24 protein-coding genes and 1 riboswitch are annotated in these 23,061 nt (G+C 38.4%); of the genes, 22 read left to right on the forward strand and 2 right to left on the reverse strand.

Annotation, left to right across the window (positions count from 1 at the left end; genetic code table 11):
• The first annotated feature begins 5 nt into the window (after positions 1–5).
• The 5 genes from J3U54_RS07730 to J3U54_RS07750 all read left to right on the forward strand — a co-directional run bounded on the left by J3U54_RS07730 (position 6) and on the right by J3U54_RS07750 (position 3,684).
• Entirely contained in the window at positions 6–629 is a 624-nt protein-coding gene (locus J3U54_RS07730) for a TetR/AcrR family transcriptional regulator (RefSeq protein ID WP_103752860.1), read from the forward strand.
• Positions 630–767: 138 nt separating this feature from the next.
• Positions 768–1,307, forward strand: a complete 540-nt coding sequence (locus tag J3U54_RS07735) for an NADPH-dependent FMN reductase (protein ID WP_220235097.1) — start codon at positions 768–770, stop codon at positions 1,305–1,307.
• Positions 1,308–1,318: 11 nt separating this feature from the next.
• Entirely contained in the window at positions 1,319–1,867 is a 549-nt protein-coding gene (locus tag J3U54_RS07740) for an NADPH-dependent FMN reductase (RefSeq protein WP_267385643.1), read from the forward strand.
• An 84-nt stretch (positions 1,868–1,951) separates the two neighbouring features.
• A complete protein-coding gene (locus J3U54_RS07745) occupies positions 1,952–2,743 on the forward strand; it encodes a tyrosine-protein phosphatase (RefSeq protein ID WP_103752863.1) in 792 nt (263 codons plus the stop codon).
• Positions 2,744–2,754: 11 nt separating this feature from the next.
• Positions 2,755–3,684, forward strand: a complete 930-nt coding sequence (locus J3U54_RS07750) for an FAD:protein FMN transferase (RefSeq protein WP_103752864.1) — start codon at positions 2,755–2,757, stop codon at positions 3,682–3,684.
• A gap of 88 nt (positions 3,685–3,772) precedes the next feature.
• Here J3U54_RS07750 and J3U54_RS07755 read toward each other — a convergent pair whose 3' ends face one another.
• Entirely contained in the window at positions 3,773–4,777 is a 1,005-nt protein-coding gene (locus J3U54_RS07755; protein WP_267385644.1) for a C39 family peptidase, read from the reverse strand.
• Positions 4,778–4,967: 190 nt separating this feature from the next.
• Positions 4,968–5,504, reverse strand: a complete 537-nt coding sequence (locus J3U54_RS07760) for a CvpA family protein (protein ID WP_220220643.1) — start codon at positions 5,502–5,504, stop codon at positions 4,968–4,970.
• Positions 5,505–5,661: 157 nt separating this feature from the next.
• On the opposite strand from J3U54_RS07760, the gene rsmG reads away from it, so the two are divergent.
• The 17 genes from rsmG (at position 5,662) to J3U54_RS07845 (ending at position 22,804) form a co-directional block, all read left to right on the forward strand.
• On the forward strand, positions 5,662–6,384 hold the full coding sequence (gene rsmG, locus J3U54_RS07765) for a 16S rRNA (guanine(527)-N(7))-methyltransferase RsmG (RefSeq protein ID WP_103752866.1): 723 nt from the start codon (positions 5,662–5,664) through the stop codon (positions 6,382–6,384).
• Between the two features lie 16 nt (positions 6,385–6,400).
• Positions 6,401–7,243, forward strand: a complete 843-nt coding sequence (gene noc, locus J3U54_RS07770; RefSeq protein ID WP_103752867.1) for a nucleoid occlusion protein — start codon at positions 6,401–6,403, stop codon at positions 7,241–7,243.
• A gap of 16 nt (positions 7,244–7,259) precedes the next feature.
• Positions 7,260–8,039 carry a ParA family protein gene (locus J3U54_RS07775; protein WP_220235430.1) on the forward strand — a complete coding sequence of 260 codons (780 nt, stop codon included), beginning with the start codon at positions 7,260–7,262 and terminating at the stop codon, positions 8,037–8,039.
• Complete coding sequence (locus J3U54_RS07780; protein WP_103752868.1) at positions 8,017–8,904, forward strand: ParB/RepB/Spo0J family partition protein; 888 nt, start codon at positions 8,017–8,019, stop codon at positions 8,902–8,904. Before J3U54_RS07775 ends, J3U54_RS07780 begins: the two co-directional genes overlap by 23 nt.
• On the forward strand, positions 8,897–9,172 hold the full coding sequence (locus J3U54_RS07785) for a DUF951 domain-containing protein (protein WP_103752869.1): 276 nt from the start codon (positions 8,897–8,899) through the stop codon (positions 9,170–9,172). Before J3U54_RS07780 ends, J3U54_RS07785 begins: the two co-directional genes overlap by 8 nt.
• A 23-nt stretch (positions 9,173–9,195) precedes the next feature.
• Entirely contained in the window at positions 9,196–10,296 is a 1,101-nt protein-coding gene (ychF, locus tag J3U54_RS07790) for a redox-regulated ATPase YchF (protein WP_103752870.1), read from the forward strand.
• A 9-nt stretch (positions 10,297–10,305) separates the two neighbouring features.
• Positions 10,306–11,088 carry a DUF1129 family protein gene (locus J3U54_RS07795; RefSeq protein WP_103752871.1) on the forward strand — a complete coding sequence of 261 codons (783 nt, stop codon included), beginning with the start codon at positions 10,306–10,308 and terminating at the stop codon, positions 11,086–11,088.
• Positions 11,089–11,225: 137 nt separating this feature from the next.
• Positions 11,226–12,950, forward strand: coding sequence for an ABC transporter ATP-binding protein (locus J3U54_RS07800; protein WP_103752872.1), 1,725 nt, complete (start codon positions 11,226–11,228; stop codon positions 12,948–12,950).
• A gap of 42 nt (positions 12,951–12,992) precedes the next feature.
• Positions 12,993–14,822 carry an ABC transporter ATP-binding protein gene (locus tag J3U54_RS07805; protein WP_103752917.1) on the forward strand — a complete coding sequence of 610 codons (1,830 nt, stop codon included), beginning with the start codon at positions 12,993–12,995 and terminating at the stop codon, positions 14,820–14,822.
• A gap of 334 nt (positions 14,823–15,156) precedes the next feature.
• Positions 15,157–16,683 carry an ABC transporter permease/substrate-binding protein gene (locus J3U54_RS07810; protein WP_220235098.1) on the forward strand — a complete coding sequence of 509 codons (1,527 nt, stop codon included), beginning with the start codon at positions 15,157–15,159 and terminating at the stop codon, positions 16,681–16,683.
• A 2-nt stretch (positions 16,684–16,685) separates the two neighbouring features.
• Positions 16,686–17,666 carry an ABC transporter ATP-binding protein gene (locus J3U54_RS07815; protein WP_220235099.1) on the forward strand — a complete coding sequence of 327 codons (981 nt, stop codon included), beginning with the start codon at positions 16,686–16,688 and terminating at the stop codon, positions 17,664–17,666.
• 188 nt (positions 17,667–17,854) lie between these two features.
• Complete coding sequence (locus J3U54_RS07820; protein ID WP_103752875.1) at positions 17,855–18,541, forward strand: response regulator transcription factor; 687 nt, start codon at positions 17,855–17,857, stop codon at positions 18,539–18,541.
• Between the two features lie 4 nt (positions 18,542–18,545).
• Positions 18,546–19,700 (forward strand): sensor histidine kinase, encoded by a 1,155-nt coding sequence (locus tag J3U54_RS07825; protein ID WP_103752876.1) that lies wholly within the window; start codon positions 18,546–18,548, stop codon positions 19,698–19,700.
• 44 nt (positions 19,701–19,744) lie between these two features.
• Entirely contained in the window at positions 19,745–21,313 is a 1,569-nt protein-coding gene (locus J3U54_RS07830) for a UDP-N-acetylmuramoyl-L-alanyl-D-glutamate--2,6-diaminopimelate ligase (RefSeq protein WP_103752877.1), read from the forward strand.
• 17 nt (positions 21,314–21,330) lie between these two features.
• The gene (locus J3U54_RS07835) at positions 21,331–22,077 is read left to right on the forward strand and encodes an aspartate/glutamate racemase family protein (RefSeq protein WP_103752918.1); all 747 of its coding nucleotides are present in this window, start codon (positions 21,331–21,333) and stop codon (positions 22,075–22,077) included.
• A 196-nt stretch (positions 22,078–22,273) separates the two neighbouring features.
• A complete protein-coding gene (locus J3U54_RS07840; RefSeq protein WP_258562415.1) occupies positions 22,274–22,405 on the forward strand; it encodes a hypothetical protein in 132 nt (43 codons plus the stop codon).
• Between the two features lie 195 nt (positions 22,406–22,600).
• Positions 22,601–22,804, forward strand: a complete 204-nt coding sequence (locus J3U54_RS07845; protein WP_103752878.1) for a hypothetical protein — start codon at positions 22,601–22,603, stop codon at positions 22,802–22,804.
• An 80-nt stretch (positions 22,805–22,884) separates the two neighbouring features.
• Positions 22,885–23,021: riboswitch (FMN riboswitch) on the forward strand.
• The last annotated feature ends 40 nt before the right edge of the window (positions 23,022–23,061 follow it).

The raw sequence follows: 23,061 nt of genomic DNA on the forward strand, positions 1-23,061 counted from the left end.
CAATAATGGCGAGAAAAAAAGAAATTGGAAGAAATAAAATTTTAAATATTGCCTATCGAATGGTTGTAAAAGATGGTATTGAGAGTCTTACTGCTCGAAATATTGCTAAGGCGGGACACTTTTCAACGCAGCCTTTGTATCTTGAATTTAGTAGTATGGATGAACTGCGAACAGAAGTTTTGCGTAAAATTGCTGAGAACTTAAAGAGTAATATCTTGCAAAAAAAATATACGGGTAAACCCATAATTGATATGGATTTATCTTATATCGACTTTGCTAAGGAGCATGAAAATCTGTTTCGAGCAATGTTTGTTGATGGTAAGTTTGGTAGCAAAATAATCTCCGATACCTTAATTAAGCTTGGTATTGCCAAGTTTAAAGAACAATATAAGAAAACAAAACATCCCGACGAAAAGATTATAAATATCGTTATTGCCAATTGGATTACTACAATTGGTATCGCTTCGCTACTTGTTAACGGGATCGCAAGTTTCTCGCAAAGACAGATAGTTAATGTCTTATCAGCTCAAATCAATGATGCAATTTTAAATGATTGGTTGAGTGAATCTAGTACAGTTTCTTTATTTGAAACTGATAATCAGGAAAATAAAAAGAAGGGTAAAAAGTAAATCCCTGATTAGGAAAAGCGGTTTAACTGCCGCTTTTTTGCTACTTAAAATTTAAAAAAGCAAAAATCATGGTTTAAGCCAGAAAAATATAGATATGATATAATTGTCAAAGAAATTAGTTTCTGAAAGGTGGTTTTTATGAAAATCCTTGCATTATCTGGCTCAAATGCCAATAATTCGTTTAATGAGGCATTGCTTAAGTTTATTGCTAAGCAATTTGCTGACAAATATGACTTTAAACTAGCAACTGTGAAGGGATTGCCAATGTTTAAAGAAGGCGAAGACGCTCCTGAGTCCGTCCAAGCCTTGAGTAAAGAAATTGAGGATGCTGATTTAGTATTAATTGGTTCTCCTGAACAACAACACTCGGTAACTAGCGCTTTGAGTAGCGCCTTAGAATGGCTTTCATGCACTTCTCACCCATTTAAGGGCAAGCCAGTTGCTATTGTTTCAACTTCACCAATGCCTCAGGGTGGTTCTCGTTCACAAAGCCGTTTAAAGAGTCTTATGACTGCACCAGGCTTTAGTGCAAAGATCTTTAATGGTGATGAATTTATGATGGGTACTGCACCGAAGCAATTTGATGAAAATGGTGACTTAACTGATAAGTCTTCTGTTGAATTCTTAGGTCACTTCTTCGATGAAGTTGATGATTGGTATGCACAAGTTACTAAGTAGGAGGACCAAGAATGAAGATTTTAGCAATTGTTGGTACAAATGCCGCTTTCTCATACAATCGCTTTTTAGCACAATTTATTGCAAAGCGTTACGGTGATAAGGCAGATATTGAAGTAAAAGAAATCGATAAATTGACACCTTTCTGCAGAACAGAAATGGCTGATGATTCAATTAAAGCTTGGATCGAAGACATTAAGAGTGCTGATGGTATCGTTATTACTACACCAGAATATGATCACACAATTCCAGCTGCATTAAAGAGTAGTCTTGAATGGTTGGGTTCACATGCTGGTCCTAACGTAATGAAGATGAAGCCTGTTGCAGTAGCAGGTACTTCATACGGTAGCCAAGGTACTGGTCGTGCTCAAGAAGATATCCGTGAAATTTTACTTTCACCTGATATGAGTGCTAATGTTTTGCCAGGTAACGAAGTTTTAATTGGTCAAGCCCCAAGCAAGTTTGACAAGGAAACTGGTGAATTAACTGACGACGCAACCATCAAGCAATTAGATGGCATGATGGACAACTTCTTCAAGTTCATTGAACAAGCTAATAAATAATCTTTTGCTAGTTTGACTAGCAGAGAGTAAAATAACCGGATAGGATTAACTATCCGGTTATTTTTGGTTAGAAGGGAAATTCTTATGTCTGATCCAGTAGTTTTACCAATCAAATCTGTGCGCAATCCACGTGATATCGGTGGATATACGGGTCTTTTGGGACGTAAAGTAAAAAAGCATCGCTTACTGAGAACTGGTAATATGAGTAAGATTGTACCCAGTGACGAACAGTTTTTAGTGGACTACGGTTTAAAGCAGATTATTGATTTACGTTCACCGGCTGAATGCAAGCAAAACCCTGACCAAGCAATTGCTGGAGTAAAACATTATAGTTGCCCACTTTCAGTTGAAGACAATACTGGTGGAAACGGTCTTGATATGCAAAAGGAGTTCGCAGAATATCGACGTGATCAGTATGCGGGGTTTCGGATGATGTGTCGGCGTTATCATAATCATATTTTGACTGAAACTGCACAGCATAGTTTTCACCATATTATTGAACTAATTGCACAAGAAGATGATGGTGCAACGCTTTATCATTGTTCCGAAGGCAAGGATCGCACCGGCTTAGTTACCGTGATCTTGTTATACATTTTGGGCGTTGATCTGGAAGTAATCAGGCAGGACTACCTGTATTCAAATTATCTGCTAAATGATTACCGGGCAAGCCGTGATCGGCAATTTAAAAAGGCGGGTGAAAATGACCGCTTTCGCGCTAATATGCGTGTATTAGGTTCAGTTGCCAATGCCTTTTTTGACACTAGCTTAATTACTGTTAATGAAAATTATGGCAGTCTTGATTCTTATATTGTTAATGAACTTGCAATTGATCAGGATCTGCAAGAAACGATTAGAGAAAAGTATTTGGAGAAATAGGAAAAACACAAATGATTGAAAATTTAGCTTTAGAACAAGCAGTTGGACAGCATCACGCTTTAGGAACAGCGATTACTCTACAAATTTTTGGTACAACAGATGATACATTAATTAACGAGTCATTTGATTTAATTGATCACTACGAAGACTTATTAACGGTAAACCGTGAGTATTCTGAAGTAATGGATATTAATCATGCTGCTGGTAAAAAGCCGGTTCAGGTCTCTAGTGCGGTTTATGATTTAGTTAAGCTAGCCGTAGAACAAAGTCGGGAAAACTTTGGCTTTAACGCCCTAATTGGTCCATTAGTCAAACTTTGGGCAATTGGCTTTAAAGGCGCGCATGTACCAACTGACGAACAGATTAAAGCCAAAATGAAGTTAACGGATCCTTTCAGTGTTGACTTAGATGATGAAAATCAGACTGTTTTTCTACAAAAAGAAGGAATGGAACTTGACCTAGGCGGAATTGCCAAAGGCTGGATTGCCGATCGGATTCGTGATTTTTGGCGTGCTTATGGTGTACGCGCAGGAATTATCAATCTTGGTGGCAATATTTTATTAGTAGGCGATTCGCCTAAGCGAGCTAGTGGTCAATGGACTGTTGGTATTCAAGATCCTAAAAAGCCACGAGGTAAAAATATTTCTTCAGTCATGGTTTCCGCATGTTCTGCTGTTACTAGTGGGACTTATGAACGTTATTTAATTGTTGATGGTCATAAATACCATCACTTGATTGATCCACGAACTGGCTATCCAGTCGAAACGGATCTGGCCGGAGTGACAACATTTACTAAAAATTCGGTGCAAGCTGAAATTGAATGCAAGCGACTCTTTTTTGCAGGTCATCCAATTGCAAATTGGCATGATGATCCTGACCGCATTGGTGCGATTTTCGTTTATAACGATGAGCACGTTGAGTATGATAATTTTGAGCAATAAAAAGCACTCATCCATTTGTGACAAGTAGTAATTAAAAAAGCCGTAGCTAACTAGTAAAGTTTAGCTACGACTTTTTTTGTTGTTCAATTTATTTAATTGTAATTGCTTTATGACAAAACTCTTGTTGAATTGTCGCTTTCTTTAGCCAAGCTTTTGCGCCATGGTCATAGTTCATGTTCTTACCGCCAGTGTCAGCACCGTCATTGGCAGAATAATACAGAGGATCGTAGACAAGAAACTTCCCTTTGCGGTAGCCGACAATTACCTTGCAGTGATTACGGTGATTATCCCCGGGTTTTTGGTAAGAAGAAAAGCCGTAATACAAGACAGGGCTGCCACCTTGAACGTACATTTTGATATCGTTTAGGCTCAACTTTTTGCTTGAGATGTTGACTACCTTTTTTCCAGTCTTAAAAGTTCGTGCATATTTTGCTAGCGCGCCCGGGCTGATTACATACCCAAAGCCAACACCAGTATAAACATTACCTTTTTGGCCACCTTTAGTGGGTTGCATTGGCAGATGGTTTTGAACTTTAGTTAAAAAGCTGGCAGTGATTTTTTGTCCTTGCGAGCCTAAAAGCATTGCCATTGAAGCGCCCGCACACCCCCAAGGCGTTTTTACCGGAACATATTGGCTAACATATGGAACCTTAACAACTTTGGCTTGATTGGGTTTAGCGACAGCATTTTTGTTAATATAACCAAATGCTTTTTTTCCTTTTTGATTGAGCCAATAATAGTGGTGTCCGTTATGGGTGAATGTTTTGTTAACATTAAAGGTTTGATGAAAATACTTTGAGCTAGACTTTTTATTAGTGAAGTTACCCTGGTAAATGCCGTAATTCTTTTTGACAATTGCGACTTTAAAAGTTTTAACCTTTTTAGTTTGTGAAACTGCAGGATTAGCATCATTAACTGTGTTACTTGTACCAGGCTGCTTGGCCGTACCAATAGCAGGTTTAGCATCTTGATTTGCTGGCGTATTTATTACGGCACGAACATTTGTCGTTAAATTATTGCAATAAATTGGTGCCGTCAGTATAGCGGCGGCAGAAATCGTCATGACTTTTTTAAAAATATTTTTTGCTCCCACTTTATCCTCCGTATAAACAATTACTTAATTTTTTGTACCAAAATAGTTTACTACAACAACTAATAAAATAGCTAATCAAATTTTTAAAGTATATATGATTTGCTAACAACATGCTTTGGTAAACTTGATGAGGTAAAAAAGCCTGAATCTGGTCAGATTCAGGCTTTGCAAATAGCATCTTAAAGTTTGTTTATGCGGCTGTTCGACTAATACTAAAGATATAGTTAAACATTCCGTTAGATAGACCTGGTGTACTGTAAATGATGAACCGTAAAAACGGTGAATTTAGGGTCTGCTGGATAAACCATTGATTTTGCAGAGCATTAAGCATTGATAGGATAATGTAAACAAAGAAATAACTGGCAAAAAAGGAAACAATTGCGCCTAATACACCGTCTAGCAGTGAGCCAAAACTAGTTGAGTGGGGATTTTTACTTGGAAACCAACTTTTGAAAACTTTAGTAACCATTTTGCCGATAAAAAGAATGACGAAAAAGGCTAAAAAGCGAAAAATCATTAAATTAGCGCTCGGAGTCAGTGTGGTTTGAATGTTTTGGCCGGTAATTTGACCATAAAGCCAATTGCCGACAGGATTTTGAAATAAAATTGCCGCAATAAAGACGATTGCCGCAAATATTAAATTAATAATTAATTTGGTAAAACCAGTATGATAGCCTTTATATGTTTTCCAGGCTAAATAGGCTAAAACAATTAAAGTAATAATCATGTTTATCTCCTTTGACGATATTATAGCTTATTTTGTTCATTTAGACTTTGACGGCTGTCGAAAAATATTTCATAATTATAGAGATGTAATGGCTTTACAATAAGCCATTTTTAGCGTTAAATTTATAGGGTGTGAAACAAGGTTTCACGGGTGAAAAATGAATCCTGAACAATTTGTCCAAGAATTATCAAAGCGTAATTTTAAATTAAATGAAAAACAAATCAACCAATTTAACCAATATTTTACCAGCTTAATTGCGGCTAATCAGAAGGTCAATCTTACTCGGATAACCGAAGAAGATGATGTTTACCTAAAACATTTTTTTGATAGTCTTACGCCGTTATTTACTTTTTCTGAAGTCTTTAAGCCAGGTGATACGGTCTGTGATGTCGGTGCGGGCGCGGGTTTTCCGTCGATTCCGCTCAAAATTTTGCAACCAGAATTAAAGGTAACAATCGTTGATTCACTGGGGAAAAGGTTAACTTTTTTACAGGACTTAATTGAAAAATTGCAATTGCAAGATGTGAAACTTGTTCATGGGCGTGCTGAGGATGTTGGTCAAAACAAACTTTATCGCGAACAATTCGATATTGTGACGGCTAGGGCAGTGGCTAATATGGCAGTTTTAAGCGAATATTGCCTGCCGCTAGTTAAAAAAAGTGGGTACTTTGTTGCACTTAAGGGGCCAAAAGCGGAAAAAGAACTGCAAGATGGCCAAAAGGCAATTAGTCTCTTAGGGGGCAAAGTAATCCAGACCGAGGAACTCCAACTGCCAACTAGCAGTGAGGAACGGACACTGATTCTGGTCCAAAAGGTGAAAGCAACACCTAAAAAGTATCCACGGCAAGCGGGCACACCGCATCGTAAACCAATTCAATAAATAGGGGGACTCTTATATGTCATTATTTTCTTCTTTACGACATCGTGATGAAATTCCTAAAGATAAACAAATTCAAGATATTGAATTAACTAAAATCATTCCGAATTCTTATCAACCAAGGCGCGAGTTTTCCGATGAATCGATTCGTGAACTAGCTTCAACGTTAGACAAAGAAGGCTTGCTTCAGCCAATTGTTGTTCGTGAACAAGGCGATAAATACGAAATTATTGCCGGTGAACGACGCTACCGGGCGGCGAAGCACTTAGGCTGGGATAAAATTCCAGCAATTGTTAACAATATGGATGAAGCACAAGCAGCTTCACTTGCGTTAATTGAAAACTTGCAGCGCGAGGATTTAAATCCAATCGACGAAGCGCAAGCATATAACAACTTAATGAAACTAAATAACTTAACCCAGACTGCACTAGCACAAAATATTGGTAAGTCGCAGTCATATGTTGCCAATAAAATGCGGTTATTAAAATTATCGCCAAAAGTGCAAAGTTACCTTGCTAGCGGAGAAATTTCTCCTCGTCATGGCCGTTGTTTAGTTGGTTTAACGCAAAAAGATCAAGGTCGTGTGCTTGATGAAATTTTAGCAAATAACCTCAATGTCAGCGATACAGAAAAAATCGTTAAAGACGTTGACGGCTACTTTGAAGATAAGAAAACGCATGAACAGGATAAAGCGGAAAAGACCAAGCGGGCCGTTAACCGGATTCCTAAGGATTTAAAGGTACAGATCAACACGATTAAGCAGGCCGTTAAATTGGCCAAAGAATCAGGCATTAAGGTTAAAGTTAAAGAAAATAATAATCCTGATGATTATATGATCACGATTGAATTGAAGAGAAAGTAGGTTGAGCATGGAAAATATGGTAAGTGTAATTTCGGTTGCTAACCAAAAAGGTGGCGTTGGTAAGACAACGACAACGATTAATTTGGCAGCTTCGATTGCTGAACGTGGCTATCACGTTTTAATTGTTGATATTGATCCCCAAGGTAATGCTACTTCAGGCTTAGGAATTGAAAAGTCGGAAATCGATCAAGATATCTATAGTGTTTTGATTAATGATGTTCCTTTAAAAGACACGATTTTCCACACATCAACTGAAAGACTGGACTTAGTGCCTGCAACAATAAATTTATCTGGTGCAGAAACGGAATTAATCAGCATGATGGCGCGTGAAACTCGGCTTAAGTCAGCTCTTGACACGGTTAGTGAAAACTATGACTTTATCTTTATCGATTGTCCACCATCTTTAGGACAACTTTCAATTAACGCTTTTACAGCTTCTAACTCAATCTTGATTCCAGTGCAAAGTGAATATTATGCTATGGAAGGTTTGAGTCAGCTGCTGAATACTATTCGCTTAGTTCAAAAGCATTTTAATAAAGATCTTGGCGTTGAAGGCGTATTGATGACTATGCTTGACGTACGGACAAATTTGGGCGCGGAAGTTGTTAAAGAAGTGAAATCTTACTTTACCAACAAAGTATATAAAACAATTATTCCACGAATTACTAAGTTAGCTGAAGCTCCGAGCTATGGCGAAGCAATTACAGAATATGATCCTAACTCACGGGGTGCTAAAGTATACGATGATTTAGCTAAGGAGGTGTTAAAGAATCATGGTAAGAGACTCAAGAAATAAAGGGACTAAAAGAAAAGGCGGCCTTGGACGTGGAATTGAAGCTTTATTTGAAGATGAACCGCAGATTGAGGACACTGAGGAAGAAATTCAGGATATTGACTTAAGTGCCATTCGCCCGAATCCGTACCAGCCACGGAAAAACTTTGATGATAAGACACTAAAGGAATTATCGGATTCGATTAAAGAAAATGGTGTTTTTCAGCCAATTATCGTACGCAAATCGGTTAATGGCTACGAAATTATTGCTGGTGAGCGGCGTTTCCGCGCTTCAAAGATAGCCAAGAAGAAGACCGTGCCCGCAATTGTTCGTGACTTTACTGAAAGTCAGATGATGGAAGTTGCTGTCTTAGAAAACTTGCAACGTGAAGATTTAACACCGCTGGAAGAAGCTCAGGCATACGAAATGCTGCAAAAGAACTTGGGCTTAACCCAAGAAGAAGTTTCTAAAAGAATGGGTAAATCACGGCCGTACATCGCTAATTATCTTCGGTTACTAACTTTACCTAATAAAACTAAGCACCTCTTGCAACACGGCGAACTGTCAATGGGACAGGCGCGGACATTATTGGGACTTAAGAACAAGGATAAAATTGACGAAGTAGCTAAGCAGGTCGTTAAAGAAGGGATGCCTGTTCGCAAGGTTGAAGCCCTAGTCGCCAACCTAAACGCGAAAAAGCCCCGCAAGAAGACGGTCCAAAAGTCAGCTTTTATTCGTGAAAGTGAACATCAGTTGGCAGACAAGCTAGGTTCAAACGTTAATATTTCTGAAAGTAAGAAGGGAAGCGGTCGCTTATCGATTGGCTTCTCATCGGTCGATGAATTAAACCGAATTTTAGATATTTTAGGTGTGGATCTTGATGAATAAGGAAATCACTTATAATTTAGCGGATACGGTTTTAATGAAAAAACCCCATGCATGCAAGACCAATGATTGGGAAATCTTGCGCTTAGGCGCTGATATTCGGCTAAAATGTATGGGGTGCGGACATATCGTCATGATGCCGCGAGCAAAATTTACGCATAACCTAAAGAAGGTTTTGCATAAGGCGAATGATCCGGTAAATACGAAAAAAGAACTTTATGTGCCTAAAGAAGATATTGCTTTACCAGGTTTAAATCAAGATAATAACTAGTTTTAAAAAAGAAGAGGATAAGAATGTCATTAACTGCAGGTATTGTTGGCTTGCCAAATGTAGGTAAGTCTACTTTGTTTAACGCGATTACTAAAGCTGGTGCTGAAATGGCCAATTACCCGTTTGCTACGATTGAACCAAACGTGGGAATGGTTGAAGTACCAGATAAGCGTCTTGCCCGGATTCAGGAATTAATTCCGGCCAAGAAAATCGTCCATACCACTTTTGAATTTACCGATATTGCCGGCTTAGTTAAGGGGGCCTCTAAGGGTGAAGGCCTTGGTAACAAGTTCTTGGAAAATATTCGGCAAACTGACGCGATCATTCACGTGGTACGTGCTTTTGAAGACGATAATATTACCTCAGTAACCGGTAAAGTTGATCCTGAAGAAGATATCAATACCATTAATTTGGAATTGGCAATCGCTGACCTTGATGCTGTTAATCGCCGCATTGATAAGGTAAAGAAAATTGCCCAGCAAAATGATAAAGAAGCAAAAGCTGAATACAATGTTTTAGAAAAAATCAAGCCGGTCCTAGAAGAAGGCAAGGCCGTTCGGTCAATTGATTTTACTGAAGATGAACAAAAGATTGTTAAGGGGCTGTTTTTATTAACGGCTAAGCCGGTCATTTATGTTGCTAATATTGCGGAAGAATCAATGGCTGATCCCGAAAGTGATCAGTACTTCCAGATTGTCAAAAAGCATGCTGAAAGTGAAAAGGCTGAATGCCTTGGCATTTCTGCAGCAACCGAAGAAGAGATTGCTGGTCTCGATGACGATGAAAAAGCCGAATTTTTAGAAGCTGAAGGCGTTACTGAGTCAGGTCTTGACCGCTTAATTAGGGCAGCTTATCATATTTTAGGTCTCAGAACATTCTTTACGGCTGGCGGTCCGGAAACACGTGCTTGGACATTCCATGAAGGGATGAAAGCCCCACAAGTAGCTGGTGTTATTCACTCAGACTTTGAACGTGGATTCATTCGGGCTGAAGTTGTTTCCTATGATGACTTAGATAAATATGAAACAATGCAAAAAGTTAAAGAAGCTGGTAGATTACGTCTTGAAGGTAAAGACTACGAAGTTCAAGATGGTGATATTATTGAATTTAGATTTAATGTTTAGGAAGAAATAATGGCAGAAAAAAATAACGAAGAACAGTCAAAGATTGATAATTCTAAGCAAGAAAAGCTAAAGGAAAAAGTTGCAAGCCAAAACATGGAGGACGAAGTTAAGCAAACAAAGCCCGCACAATTGCGTGAGCAGCTTAGCAATAAAAACTCTGATTATGTTTACCGTTTGCAAAAAGAACTAGAAGCTCAAGGATCAATGAGTGAAGAAGATGCAGCTAAACATGTTGACGGTCTTATGTCTGACTTGGTAATAGCTCAACGTCATGGACAACCGGCCAGTACGTTTTATGGCATGTCACCTAAGTTAAAGGCAGCCGACATGCTAAAGCCTAAGGTAAAAACTGCGGCTGATATTCCGTTTTGGCAATATGCAACCGATAGTGCCTTGTTATATGTAGCCTTATTTGTTGGTCTTTTTGGTGTGATTGCTTTATTTACACCTAACTCAAAGAACAACTCTCAAATGGGAATCTTAACTTTGGTCATTATTGGTGCCGGCATGGGCATTTTCATGACGAAATATAATGACTGGGTTTTACCTGCAGGTGGTAAAAATAAGAAGATACCATGGTCAAAATTGATTTTAGGTATGTGTGCAATCGTACTTATTCTGGTTGTTCTTATTTACCTATTGTCGATTCCAGTCTTGCACGTAATTAATCCAGTATTACCTGGTTTTGCTGATATCATTATTGCTGCCGTTACTTATGGCGCTCGCTGGTTATTCCGGCGTCACTACCAAATTATTGGTTCCGTTTTCAACCCGGCTTCAAGAAATAAATAGAGTGCTATTTAATTTAAAAAGCGCTATACTAAGTTAACTATATATTTTTAGGGATAAATAGATTTTAAAATCTATTTATCCTTTTAAAATTTAAGCACATATGAAAGTCATTTCACATAGATAGAAAGAGGTATTTAATGATTAACACACTGCGTAAATCAATTAGGCAGTATAAGAAACAATCCTTATTATCGCCGCTCTTTGTTACTGGTGAAGTTATCATTGAAATGTTAATTCCATATCTGGTTGGAATTTTAATTGATAACGGCATCATGAAAGGTAATATGCCTTATATTACTAGAGCTGGACTATTACTACTGATAATCACAATCGTTTCGCTTATTTTAGGTGCCGGAGCCAGCTATTTTTCCGCACATGCGGCAGCTGGTTTTGCAGCTAATTTGCGTAAAGACATGTTTTACCATGTTCAAGACTTTTCTTTTGAAAATATTGATAAGTTCTCAAGTTCAAGTCTTGTTACTAGAATGACGACTGACGTTAACAATGTTCAAATGTCATACCAAATGCTAATCAGAATTGCGGTTAGAGCCCCAATGATGCTGATAGTTTCGATAATTATGTCCTTGATCATTAGTCCACGTTTGTCACTAATCTTTGTTATTATTGCACCAATCTTTGTCATTTTAATGGCCCTGATTATTAAGAGTGCTAACCCATATTTCCCTAAAATCTTTCGGGGATATGACCGAATGAACCAAGTCGTGCGCGAAAATATTCGGGGAATTCGCGAAGTTAAGACTTACGTTCAAGAAGAGCCGCAAACCGTAGAGTTTAAAAAATCTTCTGGTTTTATTTACAAGCTTTTCTCAACGGCCCAAAAGATTATGTCACTCAACGCGATGGTGGTCATGGCCGTATTGAATATTTCCAACTTGGCTATCTGCTGGTTCGGTGCTAAAGAAATTGTTGGCGGCAGTTTACAAGCCGGTCAATTAATTTCAATGTTTTCTTATTCAAACTCAGTTTTGAACAGTTTAAACATTTTGGCCATGATTTTTACTCAGCTGGTTGTTTCTGCGGCAAGTGGTCGGAGAATTGCTGATGTAATTAATGAAAAGCCATCAATTGAGAATCCGCGTAAACCATTAAAACATGTTACTAATGGTGAAGTTATCTTTGACCACGTTAATTTTAAGTACAATCCGGATGATAAAAACCTTGCTTTAAACAATATCAATTTGAATATTAAGCCGGGTGAAACACTTGGAATTATTGGTAAAACGGGTTCATCTAAGTCGACGTTAGTAGCAATGATTCCGCGACTATACGACACTGATTCTGGTGCTGTCCGCGTTTCAGGTCATAACGTTAAGTCATATGATTTAAAGACTTTGCGTGATAATGTTGCCGTTGTTTTGCAAAACAATGTTTTATTTTCCGGTACGATCAAGGATAACTTGAAGTGGGGAAATGAACATGCAACAGATGAACAAATTCTAACTGCTGCCAAGATTGCACACGCCGATGACTTTATTCGTGAAATGCCTGATAAATACGACACAATGGTTGAGCAAGGCGGAAACAATGTTTCTGGTGGTCAGAAACAAAGAATTACGATTGCTCGTGCCTTACTAAAGAACCCAAAGATTTTGATTCTGGACGATTCAACTTCTGCGGTTGATACGCATACTGAACGGGAAATTCGTGAGTCTTTGGCAAAAGATATGCCGGAAACGACCAAAATTATCATTTCACAGAGAATTGTTTCAATTAAGGATGCTGATCGAATCGTTGTCATGGATGATGGTAAGATTCAGGATATTGGCACGCATGACGAGTTAATGGAGCGTAATGATCTCTACAGCTCAATTGCCAAGTTCCAAGAAGAGCAAAAGAAGTAGGTGATAAATTTGGATAAAGCAGCAGAAAATAAAAAAACAAGTATGAAGGGTCAGCGGACCACAACCTTGTACCGCTTGCTCAAATTAATTGCGAATACTAGCCCTTGGATGTTAATTACGTCAATCATTGCTATTGTATTGACGGCCGGTGCCAATGTTATTGGTTCGCTTTTTATCGAGCGTTTAATTAACGTTTATATCATTCCGTTGACTAAGCAAGCTCATCCTAATTTTGGCCCACTTTGGCAGGCAATTACAGTAATGTTTGGCTTTTATGCTATCGGCTTTATTTCAAACTACCTGTTTGCAATGCTGATGGCCGTTTTGGCACAAAAAGTACAATATCGCGTTCGTAACGAAATGTTCGAACATATGGAAAAATTGCCGATTTCTTATTTTGATGAGAATGATTATGGGGATATTATGAGTCGTTATACCAACGATATCGATACCCTGATGCAGATGATTTCGCAATCAATTCCGCAATTTATGAACTCGATGCTTAACATTGTGTTTGTTTTAGCAGCGATGTTTAGTTTGAGCTGGCAACTGACTATTTTTACTTTGATTATCTTTGCATTGTCAATTGGAATCGTGCGCTTTTTAACTACGCGTTCATCACACTACTTCCAAATGCAGCAAAAAGAATTGGGTCAAGTCAACGGTTACAACGAAGAAATGCTTAATGGGCTAAAGGTAATTAAGGTCTTTAGTCATGAGCCTGAAGTTGAAAAGGATTTTAACGTTTATAACAAGGCCTTAGAAGATGCAGCAGGTAAAGCTAATACTTACGCTACTGTCTTATTCCCAATTATGGGAAATGTTGGTAACTTGCTTTACGTCTTAATCGCCGTTTTGGGTGGTGCTGTTGCGCTTAACCATATTGCTCCCTTGTCTTTGGGAGTAATTGGTGCCTTCTTGCAGTTATCTAAGCAGTTTGCTATGCCAATTGCGCAAATCTCGCAGCAATTAAACTCAATTGTTATGGCGTTAGCTGGTGCAAAAAGAATTTTCGACTTGGAAGATGAACCGGTTGAAATTGATGATGGCGATGTCACGACTTCGAAAAATAAGGATGTCAAGGGCTCATGGTACTGGAATGTTCCGCAAAAAGATGGTTCAGTCAAGAAAGTTACCGTTAAAGGTCACATTGTTTTTGACAAAGTAAACTTTGGTTACTCACCTAATAAGCAAATCTTGTACAACATTTCGCTTGATGCTAAGCCAGGCATGAAAGTTGCTCTAGTTGGTGAAACTGGTGCAGGTAAGACCACTATCTCCAACATGCTTAACCGTTTTTATGAAATTGGTTCAGGAACAATTACCTATGATGGCATTCCAATTAAACGGATCAAAAAAGATGACTTGCGACGGTCGCTATCGATTGTTCTGCAGGAAACGCACATGTTTACCGGCACTATTATGGACAATATCCGCTTCGGTAACATGGAAGCCAGCGATGATGACGTCTACCAAGCAGCACACCTTTCACACGCAGATGAGTTCATTCATAATTTAGATGAGGGCTATAAGACTGTGATTGATGGTAATGGCGGCGATTTATCCCAAGGACAAATGCAGCTATTAAGTATCGCACGGGCAATGATTGCTGATGAACCGGTTATGATTTTGGATGAGGCAACTTCAAGCATTGATACTCAAACTGAGAAGTTGGTTCAAGCCGGAATGGATAACCTGTTAGCAGGGCGGACAAGTTTTGTCATTGCGCACCGTTTATCGACAATTGTTAACTCGGACTTGATTTTAGTTCTTGACCACGGTCATATTATTGAGGCTGGTAACCACGAAGAGCTTCTCAAGGAGAAGGGTTACTACTACGAACTCTACACTGGCAAGAAAGAAATTGAATAAAATAAATTAATAAGAATCCTAATATCTATAATAAGTTGTCAAAGATATTAGGATTTTTTGTTTGCTGATTTTTAAAAATAATTGTTGATAATTGCTGATATCAGTGCACTTAAAGCTTACGCGAGCAAGGTTAAAGAGGCTTAAGGTTAACAAAGTAAAATTAACTTTCTACTAAAAAAGTATCTAATCAGAGCACATTTTTAGATGAAAACATCAGTTTGTGTTATTGTAATAAAAGAATAAATTCACGTGAACGTGTTATTGCGGTTAAAGTGCTACCTAGCAATGATTTAGCCGTTAACTAGTGCAGTGCTGAGTAAAAAGGAAATTATCAATGAACCAAATTATACAAATCCTCAATGATCGCCGGGGAGATTTATGGGTTGCCCTGTTGCAGCACTTACAAATATCGTTAGTATCATTGTTATTAGCAATGCTGATAGCAATGCCACTTGCCTTTTGGGCAACAAAGCATAAAAAGGCAGCTGAATTTTTATTACAGCTAACCAGTATCTTGCAAACAATTCCGTCCTTAGCCCTTTTAGGTCTTTTGATTCCGTTAGTAGGGATTGGCACGGTTCCGGCAGTGATTGCCTTAGTTGTTTATGCCCTGTTGCCAATTTTTCAAAATACTTATGTTGGACTAACCGGCATTGATCCCGCGCTTGAAGAAGCTGCCAATGCTTTTGGGATGTCTAGACTGCAAAAACTGACCAAGGTTGAATTGCCGCTTGCGATGCCAACAATTATTTCGGGAATTCGGACTGCGCTAGTTTTAATCATCGGTACAGCAACGATGGCTGCGTTAATTGGTGCAGGTGGATTAGGAAGTTTTATCCTACTGGGAATTGATCGCAATAACACTGCCTTAATCATTATCGGTGCTGTTTGTTCCGGCCTATTGGCAATCACTTTAAGTGCGCTAATCAAGTGGCTTGAGCATGCCTCAATTAGAACCACCCTTGGTGTTTTCGGCGTCTGCCTGCTTTTTTTGGTCGGTTCAGGTGTTTATCAAACAATCAATAGCCAAACGGAAACAATGACGATTGCCGGTAAATTAGGTGCAGAACCAGAAATCTTAATTAATATGTACAAAGAATTGATTGAAGACGGTGATAAGCACGTCAAAGTAACCCTTAAGCCCAATTTTGGGAAGACAACTTTTTTGTTTAGTGCGCTTAAAAATGACAAAATTGATATTTATCCGGAATTTACCGGAACAGTACTGGAAACTTTAGCCAAAAAGCCGGTCACGACGACTAATTTAACCGAAAAGCAAACTTATGAGCAAGCGCGTGCAGTTCTTGCTAAGCAAGATAACCTTACCTTGCTTAAGCCAATGGCCTACGATAATACTTATGCGCTCGCGGTTAAAGCCAGTTTTATGAAAAAACATCAGCTAAAGACAATCAGTGATTTAGCAAACATTCAGAGCCAGTTAAAGGGTGGAATGACCATGGAATTTATTGATCGTGGTGATGGCTTTAAGGGTATTAAAAAGCGTTACCAGATTAATTTCCCGGTTAAATCGATGGAACCAGCACTGCGCTACCAGGCAATTGAGCAGGGAAAAGTTAATATTGTTGACGCATATTCCACTGATAGTGAACTGCGGCAATATCACTTAAATATTTTAAAAGATGATAAGCATAACTTCCCAATCTATCAGGGGGCACCACTCATGCGGTCTGATTTTGCTAAACGGCACCCACAGATTGTAGCTAGTTTGAACAAACTGGCAGGCAGAATTACGGAAAAAGAAATGCAGGAAATGAATTATGAAGTAAACGTCAAAAATGCGGATCCAAGCCAAGTAGCCCATAAATATCTAGTGCGACATCATTTAATTAAGGAGAACTAGCCATGACAACAGCAATTAAATTTGAACACGTAAAAAAAGCCTTTGCTGATCAAGTGGTAGTTAATGATTTCAATTTAAACATTCAGCAAGGCGAGCTATTTGTTTTGGTAGGTAATTCTGGTAGTGGCAAAACGACTTCAATTAAAATGATTAACCGGTTGGAGGACCCCAGTTCCGGTAGGGTACTAGTTAATGATCAGCCCACCACTGATTATAATGTCCAAAAACTGCGGTGGAACATTGGTTACGTGCTGCAGCAAATTGCCCTTTTTCCTAATATGACTGTTGCTAAGAATATTGCTTTAATCCCTGAAATCAAGGGCGAAGTGAAGGGTAAAGAACAAGAGCAACGCGAAAAGGTACGCAATTTTTTAAAGCAAGTCAACCTCGATCCAGATAACTACTATGATCGCTATCCGCGAGAACTATCTGGTGGTGAGCAGCAACGGATTGGAATCTTACGGGCAATTGCTTTTAAGCCGCCAATTGTGTTAATGGATGAGCCCTTTAGTGCCCTTGATCCATTGTCGCGGACTAATCTCCAAGATCTTGTTATTAAGCTTCACCGGGAGCTGCATAATACCATTGTTTTTGTTACACATGATATGAGTGAAGCACTTAAACTGGCTGACCGAATTGGTGTTATGAAAGATGGCAATTTATTACAAGTGGCTGAGCCGCAAGAGATTCTGCGTCATCCTGCTAACCAGTTTGTTCGCGAATTCTTTCAGGGAAGTCTTGGCAATGATTTATACGAAACGCCTGTGCGTCAAGCAATCCTGTTTAATGAACTTAAAGAGGAGCAAGGAGATAGTACTAAAGCGGCGCCTGTAATTAGTGTTGATGATAAATTAGCTAACTTGTTAGCTCTTTTAAGCGAGCATCCAGCAATTGCTGTTCAAAATTCGAATCAAGAAATATTGGGCTATGTTGACCGGCAATGGATTATCAGGTATTTAAGTGGAATAAATGATTTTAACTAGTTAAGTTGGACCAAGTTGTCCAGCTTTTTTAATAAAAAGATAAGTTATGCTTGAATATTAGGTGATTATCAGATAATTGGCTAAAATAGATGGCAAAGAGTCTGCTACACTATAGTTAGCAAAAATAAAACGAAAAAATAATTTAGATAAATCTAACAAAAAGAAAATTAAAGAAGGGAATATGCCCGATGAAAATTTTAGTAGTTGATGACGATAAAGAAATCGTTGAATTATTAAGTATTTACCTTAAAAATGAAGGTTATACCCCTGTTGTAGCTTATAGCGGCAAAGAAGCCATTACTAAGCTCACTACTACTCCTGACATTGCTCTAATGATTTTGGACGTAATGATGCCTAGCATGAGTGGAATTGATGTAATTAAGGAAGTTCGGAAAGACTCGGATATTCCGATTATTATTGTTTCCGCTAAGACAGGCGACATGGATAAAATCCAGGGACTAATTACTGGTGCCGATGATTATGTTTCCAAGCCGTTTAATCCGTTAGAGGTGATGGCCCGTGTCCGTTCACTGTTACGTCGTAGTCAAAAGCAGGTTAAAGATGATGAACCTGATGTTCTTGAAATTGGGCCGCTCATTATTAACCGTGATTCACATGAGGTGAAAACGATTGACGGTAAGGATATTCAGTTGACGGCACTGGAATTTGGAATTTTATATTTACTTGCCAGTCACCCTAACCGGGTATTTTCAGCCGATGAAATATTTGAACGTGTTTGGCAGCAAGAATCCATTGTTTCTGCCAAAACCGTCATGGTTCACGTTTCGCACTTGCGTGACAAGATTCAAAAAGCAACTGGTGGCGAAGATGTCATCCAAACTGTTTGGGGCGTAGGCTATAAGGTTGAGGCTTAGCTAAATGAAAAAAGAACGTGTCAAGTTAACAGCCGCGGAAAAAAGTGAACTTTTCGCTGAAGGCGTAATTACGGTTGTATTATTATTGCTGCTCAATTTATCAATCGTTATTTTAATCAATCTGACCATTCTGCAAAATAAAAACTTGGTAAACGGTATTTATTTTTTAAAGAAAACAATAACTTTTGCTGGCGGACGGCATCTCTGGTCTTGGCAAAACACCTTTTTGGTGATTATGGGCATCGGGGATTTAATTGTCCTTTATTGGCGACTCATCAGGCGCTATCACCAGATGCAGCTGCGTCACGTTATTTCAGAACTGCATTATATTGCTCAGGGTCATTTTGATCACACCATTTCTTTTAAAGTAAAAACAGACCTGCAAAAAGTTATCGACTCGATTAATTCACTAGTTGATAGCACGGTAACTGCTATTAATGAAGAAAGAACGATTGAAAAGTCCAAAGATGAATTAATTAGTAATGTTTCTCATGATATTAGAACACCGCTAACCTCAATTATTGGCTATTTGGGCTTATTGAAATCGGGGGTCTCGGATCCCGAAGACCAGCAAAGATACCTCAATATTGCGTACATGAAAGCCGAACAAATGAAGTCACTTGCTCATGACCTGCTTGAATATACGACACTTAAGTCAACTAGTACTAAGCTTAGTTTGTCTTCTTTGCACATCTTTTCGATGCTAGAACAAGTGGCTGCTGGCTTTGAATTTGAAGCAGATGAAAAGGGAATAATTTTTAATATTGAAACAAGACCTAAGGACTTAACGATTCAAGCCGACCCAGAAAAGCTTGTTAGAGTCTATAATAACTTGATTTCAAATGCTTTAAAATATGGTACTGGGGCAACGCAAATTAATCTTGTAGCTAATTTAGTAAATAATAATGAAGTTGAACTGCGGGTAGAAAATAACGGAGCGCGTATTCCCGAAGAATCATTAAAAAAGATTTTTGAACGTTTTTACCGGATGGAGACCTCCAGAAATACCAAGACTGGCGGAACTGGCCTGGGATTGTCGATTACTAAGAGTATTGTCGACTTGCATCATGGCAAAATTCACTGCGAATCAGATGATAATTGGACACGTTTTATCATTTGTTTGCCATTAGATCTAAAGAATGCAAAAACTCACGCCTAGCTGTGATATAATTTTGACTAGATAAACTAATAGAGAGGTATAGCATGAGTATTTCCTTAAATACCTGTATTTTAATTTTAAAAGAACATCACCTGCTTAAGTCTAGTGCAGTTCAAGATACGGTGATTACGCAGATGGAATATGTTTCCTATGATTCACGTGATATCCAAACTAATACCCTGTTTTTCTGTAAAGGAGCAGGTTTTCGACCAACTTATTTATCAATGGCAAAGGATAACGGTGCTAATTGTTATGTTGCTGAACAACCTTATCCGGAAGGAAAAGGAATGCACGCCTTGATTGTACGTGATGTGGCCAAAGCAATGGCCTTGTTGTCGGCAGCATTCTTCCAGTTTCCTCAGGATGACCTATATGTAATTGCCATTACTGGAACCAAGGGTAAGACAACAACGGCATACTTTTTAAAAGGGATACTTGACCAGGTTAATGGTGGCAGGACAGCATTAATTTCTTCTGTTAATAATGTCGTAGGTCAAAATCCTGAAGATACGTTCAAGTCGAGCCTCACTACACCGGAATCACTTGATTTGTTCCGTGATATGCGTAATGCAGTCGATAATGGTATGACTCATTTGGTGATGGAAGTTTCTAGTCAAGCTTATAAACGTAACCGGGTGTTTGGCCTAACTTATGACCTCGGCTTCTTCTTGAATATTTCCCCAGATCATATTGGTCCAAACGAGCATCCTAATTTTGCGGATTATTTACACTGTAAGCTGCAATTATTGGTTAATGCACGTAAGTGTATAATCAATGCGCAAACTGCACATTTTAACGAAGTTTATGCGGCAGCTACTACTACGACTGATCCTGATAGCATTTATTTATTTGCTGACGAAAAGTTTGAAAATCCTGCTTTACCGCAAATAATTGATTTCCGGTATTCTTCTGAAGAACTCGATATGGCACGTACTAAATTCAAAGTTTCGTGTATCAGTGACCAAGCTAAAAAGTTAAAAATTGCTGGTGATTACCAGTTAAAGATGTTAGGTGATTTTAATGAATCCAACGGAACAGCTGCTGTAATTGGTGCAGGTCTAGCTGGAATGGAGCATGATGCTATTGCTAGGGGTATTCGCGATGTTAATGTTCCCGGAAGAATGCAGACAGAAATAACTAAGGACCACGGTGTGGTAGTAGTTGATTATGCGCATAATGAAGCCTCAATGATGGCACTGATGGGCTTCATGCAACGTGAATTTGATAATCCAAAAATCATTGTGGTTGTCGGTGCACCTGGTGATAAAGGCGTTTCTCGCCGTCCCGGTTTTAGTAAGAGCTTGAATGCATACGCTGACAAGGCTTTCTTGACTACTGATGATCCCGGTTTTGAGGATCCACTAGAAATTTGCCAGGAAATCGATGCTGGTATCGATCATTCAAAAGTGGACGTAACAATTGAACTTGACCGGCAAAAGGCCATTCACGATGCAATCAGCATGGCGAAAAAAGGTGATGTTGTTTTAGTCTGTGGCAAGGGCGAAGATGGCTTCCAGAAAGTACGTGGTATTAATACCCCTTATCCTTCAGATATTACTGTTGCTCAGCAAATAATCAACGAGTTAGAAGGACAAGACGAGCACTTTAATTAGTGAGAAAAGCAGAACATATGAAAAACTTTTTTACCATTCTTGGCGGAATGGGAACGATTGCGACGGAGAGCCTAGCTCGCCAATTAAATCATCGAATTAAGATTACTAAGGATCAGGACTACTTAAATTACGTTTTGGTCAATGATGCTCAAATTCCTGATAGAACAGCATATATAAAAGATCATTCGCAACCTAATTTCTTTCTTAATTTGCGTGAAGATGTTTTACAGCAAGCGCAACTTAAGCCAGATTTCTTTATTATGCCGTGTAACACTGCACACTATTTTTATGATGACTTGGCAGCGCTGACCGATGTTCCTTTCTTGCATATGATGCGAATTGCTGTTCACCGGTTTGTGCAAGATTACCCGGACGAAACAAAAATTGGTTTAATTGCGACTGAAGGATCAATTTATGATCATCTTTATGTTGATGAATTAGCCAAGGTAGGGCGAAAAGCTGAATTAGGCGGCCCAGAAATTCAGCCGTTAGTAACTGAATTAATCTACGACAACATCAAGCAAAAAGGTGTTGTTGATGCTGAGTTGTATCACCGCATATTGCGTAAAATGCATGATGAGTATGGCTGCGAGGTTATTTTGCTAGGTTGTACCGAGTTATCTTTAGCACAAGAAAAAGCGCCAGACCACCCGTATAATATAATTGATCCCCAATTAATTATTGCGGATGTGGCAATTGAATTGGAATTAAAAATTCGTGCGGGAATGGCTCCTGCAGAAGCTGTAAAAAAATATTTATATTAACCCGACTTTTTTCATTATTGCTGCTAACTAAGAATTAGTTTTTGAAATTATTTCAGAGCTAACTTTTTTATTTTAAAATCTTAAAAGCAAAACTTACTCAATAATATGGTATATACTTGATGTATATTGAGAATAAAAAAGTATAATTTAAGAAGAATCAATATTTGCTTAAATGGTTTTTGCAGGAAGTGGTTAGATGAGAAAAAATAAAAACTTGAATAACGGTGAAGACACAATTGATGTATTAGAAACCGTAGGCTTGATCCTGACGGTTGGACAAGTGATTGTCACGGTACTTAATTTCCTTCGTCGATTCAAAAAACAATAAATATTAACCGGTAGAACTAAAGACTAAATTAGACTATTAATTGTTGCTTGACAGTTAATAGTCTTTTTTTAGCGAAACCAAAGTGTCAAATAATCATAAAAGTTTAATTTTGCCTTAGAAAAGCGTTGACATTTATTCATTATGATAGTACTGTATTAGATAAGTAATACAGCTAAACTTTTAGGAGGGAATATCATGCTTTACCTGTTATACGTCTTAATCGGATTATTAATAATTATTTTGACTGATTTACTTGTGACGGCTTGTATGTCACTAAATGACATTTACCGTAATCGTCATGAAGATAGGTTAGAATTTATCACTGCTTTTAAAAAATATTTTAGTAAAAACAATAATCTCCCTCTTAAAGCTTCGGATTGGAAACTTAAGCGGGAATAATTGCAGCTAGCTTTTCAATTCTTTTTGCTGGGTCTATTGACGCAATCAAATTAGTATATTATTCTGTAACTAATTGAATACGATTTCTTCGGGGCAGGGCGAAATTCCCTACCGACGGTGACAACCAGTGAGGTTGAAGTCCGTGACCCGCGTACGCGCGGTGGAACTAGTGCAAGTCTAGTACCGACAGTTAAAGTCTGGATGGGAGAAGAACAAATTAAGCTAATTTAATCTTAGCGTTGTTTTTAAACTTCGCT

Source organism: Lactobacillus sp. B4007 (genome assembly GCF_026535895.1).
Taxonomy (GTDB): Bacteria; Bacillota; Bacilli; order Lactobacillales; family Lactobacillaceae; genus Lactobacillus; species Lactobacillus panisapium.

What these genes read in the sequence shown, in the direction of transcription:
- J3U54_RS07730 (WP_103752860.1), top strand. Translation starts at nt 6, where the DNA reads ATGGCGAGAAAAAAAGAAATTGGAAGAAATAAAATTTTAAATATTGCC.
- J3U54_RS07735 (WP_220235097.1), top strand. Translation starts at nt 768, where the DNA reads ATGAAAATCCTTGCATTATCTGGCTCAAATGCCAATAATTCGTTTAAT.
- J3U54_RS07740 (WP_267385643.1), top strand. Translation starts at nt 1,319, where the DNA reads ATGAAGATTTTAGCAATTGTTGGTACAAATGCCGCTTTCTCATACAAT.
- J3U54_RS07745 (WP_103752863.1), top strand. Translation starts at nt 1,952, where the DNA reads ATGTCTGATCCAGTAGTTTTACCAATCAAATCTGTGCGCAATCCACGT.
- J3U54_RS07750 (WP_103752864.1), top strand. Translation starts at nt 2,755, where the DNA reads ATGATTGAAAATTTAGCTTTAGAACAAGCAGTTGGACAGCATCACGCT.
- J3U54_RS07760 (WP_220220643.1), bottom strand. Translation starts at nt 5,504, where the DNA reads ATGATTATTACTTTAATTGTTTTAGCCTATTTAGCCTGGAAAACATAT.
- rsmG (WP_103752866.1), top strand. Translation starts at nt 5,662, where the DNA reads ATGAATCCTGAACAATTTGTCCAAGAATTATCAAAGCGTAATTTTAAA.
- noc (WP_103752867.1), top strand. Translation starts at nt 6,401, where the DNA reads ATGTCATTATTTTCTTCTTTACGACATCGTGATGAAATTCCTAAAGAT.
- J3U54_RS07775 (WP_220235430.1), top strand. Translation starts at nt 7,260, where the DNA reads ATGGTAAGTGTAATTTCGGTTGCTAACCAAAAAGGTGGCGTTGGTAAG.
- J3U54_RS07780 (WP_103752868.1), top strand. Translation starts at nt 8,017, where the DNA reads ATGGTAAGAGACTCAAGAAATAAAGGGACTAAAAGAAAAGGCGGCCTT.
- J3U54_RS07785 (WP_103752869.1), top strand. Translation starts at nt 8,897, where the DNA reads ATGAATAAGGAAATCACTTATAATTTAGCGGATACGGTTTTAATGAAA.
- ychF (WP_103752870.1), top strand. Translation starts at nt 9,196, where the DNA reads ATGTCATTAACTGCAGGTATTGTTGGCTTGCCAAATGTAGGTAAGTCT.
- J3U54_RS07795 (WP_103752871.1), top strand. Translation starts at nt 10,306, where the DNA reads ATGGCAGAAAAAAATAACGAAGAACAGTCAAAGATTGATAATTCTAAG.
- J3U54_RS07800 (WP_103752872.1), top strand. Translation starts at nt 11,226, where the DNA reads ATGATTAACACACTGCGTAAATCAATTAGGCAGTATAAGAAACAATCC.
- J3U54_RS07805 (WP_103752917.1), top strand. Translation starts at nt 12,993, where the DNA reads ATGAAGGGTCAGCGGACCACAACCTTGTACCGCTTGCTCAAATTAATT.
- J3U54_RS07810 (WP_220235098.1), top strand. Translation starts at nt 15,157, where the DNA reads ATGAACCAAATTATACAAATCCTCAATGATCGCCGGGGAGATTTATGG.
- J3U54_RS07815 (WP_220235099.1), top strand. Translation starts at nt 16,686, where the DNA reads ATGACAACAGCAATTAAATTTGAACACGTAAAAAAAGCCTTTGCTGAT.
- J3U54_RS07820 (WP_103752875.1), top strand. Translation starts at nt 17,855, where the DNA reads ATGAAAATTTTAGTAGTTGATGACGATAAAGAAATCGTTGAATTATTA.
- J3U54_RS07825 (WP_103752876.1), top strand. Translation starts at nt 18,546, where the DNA reads ATGAAAAAAGAACGTGTCAAGTTAACAGCCGCGGAAAAAAGTGAACTT.
- J3U54_RS07830 (WP_103752877.1), top strand. Translation starts at nt 19,745, where the DNA reads ATGAGTATTTCCTTAAATACCTGTATTTTAATTTTAAAAGAACATCAC.
- J3U54_RS07835 (WP_103752918.1), top strand. Translation starts at nt 21,331, where the DNA reads ATGAAAAACTTTTTTACCATTCTTGGCGGAATGGGAACGATTGCGACG.
- J3U54_RS07840 (WP_258562415.1), top strand. Translation starts at nt 22,274, where the DNA reads ATGAGAAAAAATAAAAACTTGAATAACGGTGAAGACACAATTGATGTA.
- J3U54_RS07845 (WP_103752878.1), top strand. Translation starts at nt 22,601, where the DNA reads ATGCTTTACCTGTTATACGTCTTAATCGGATTATTAATAATTATTTTG.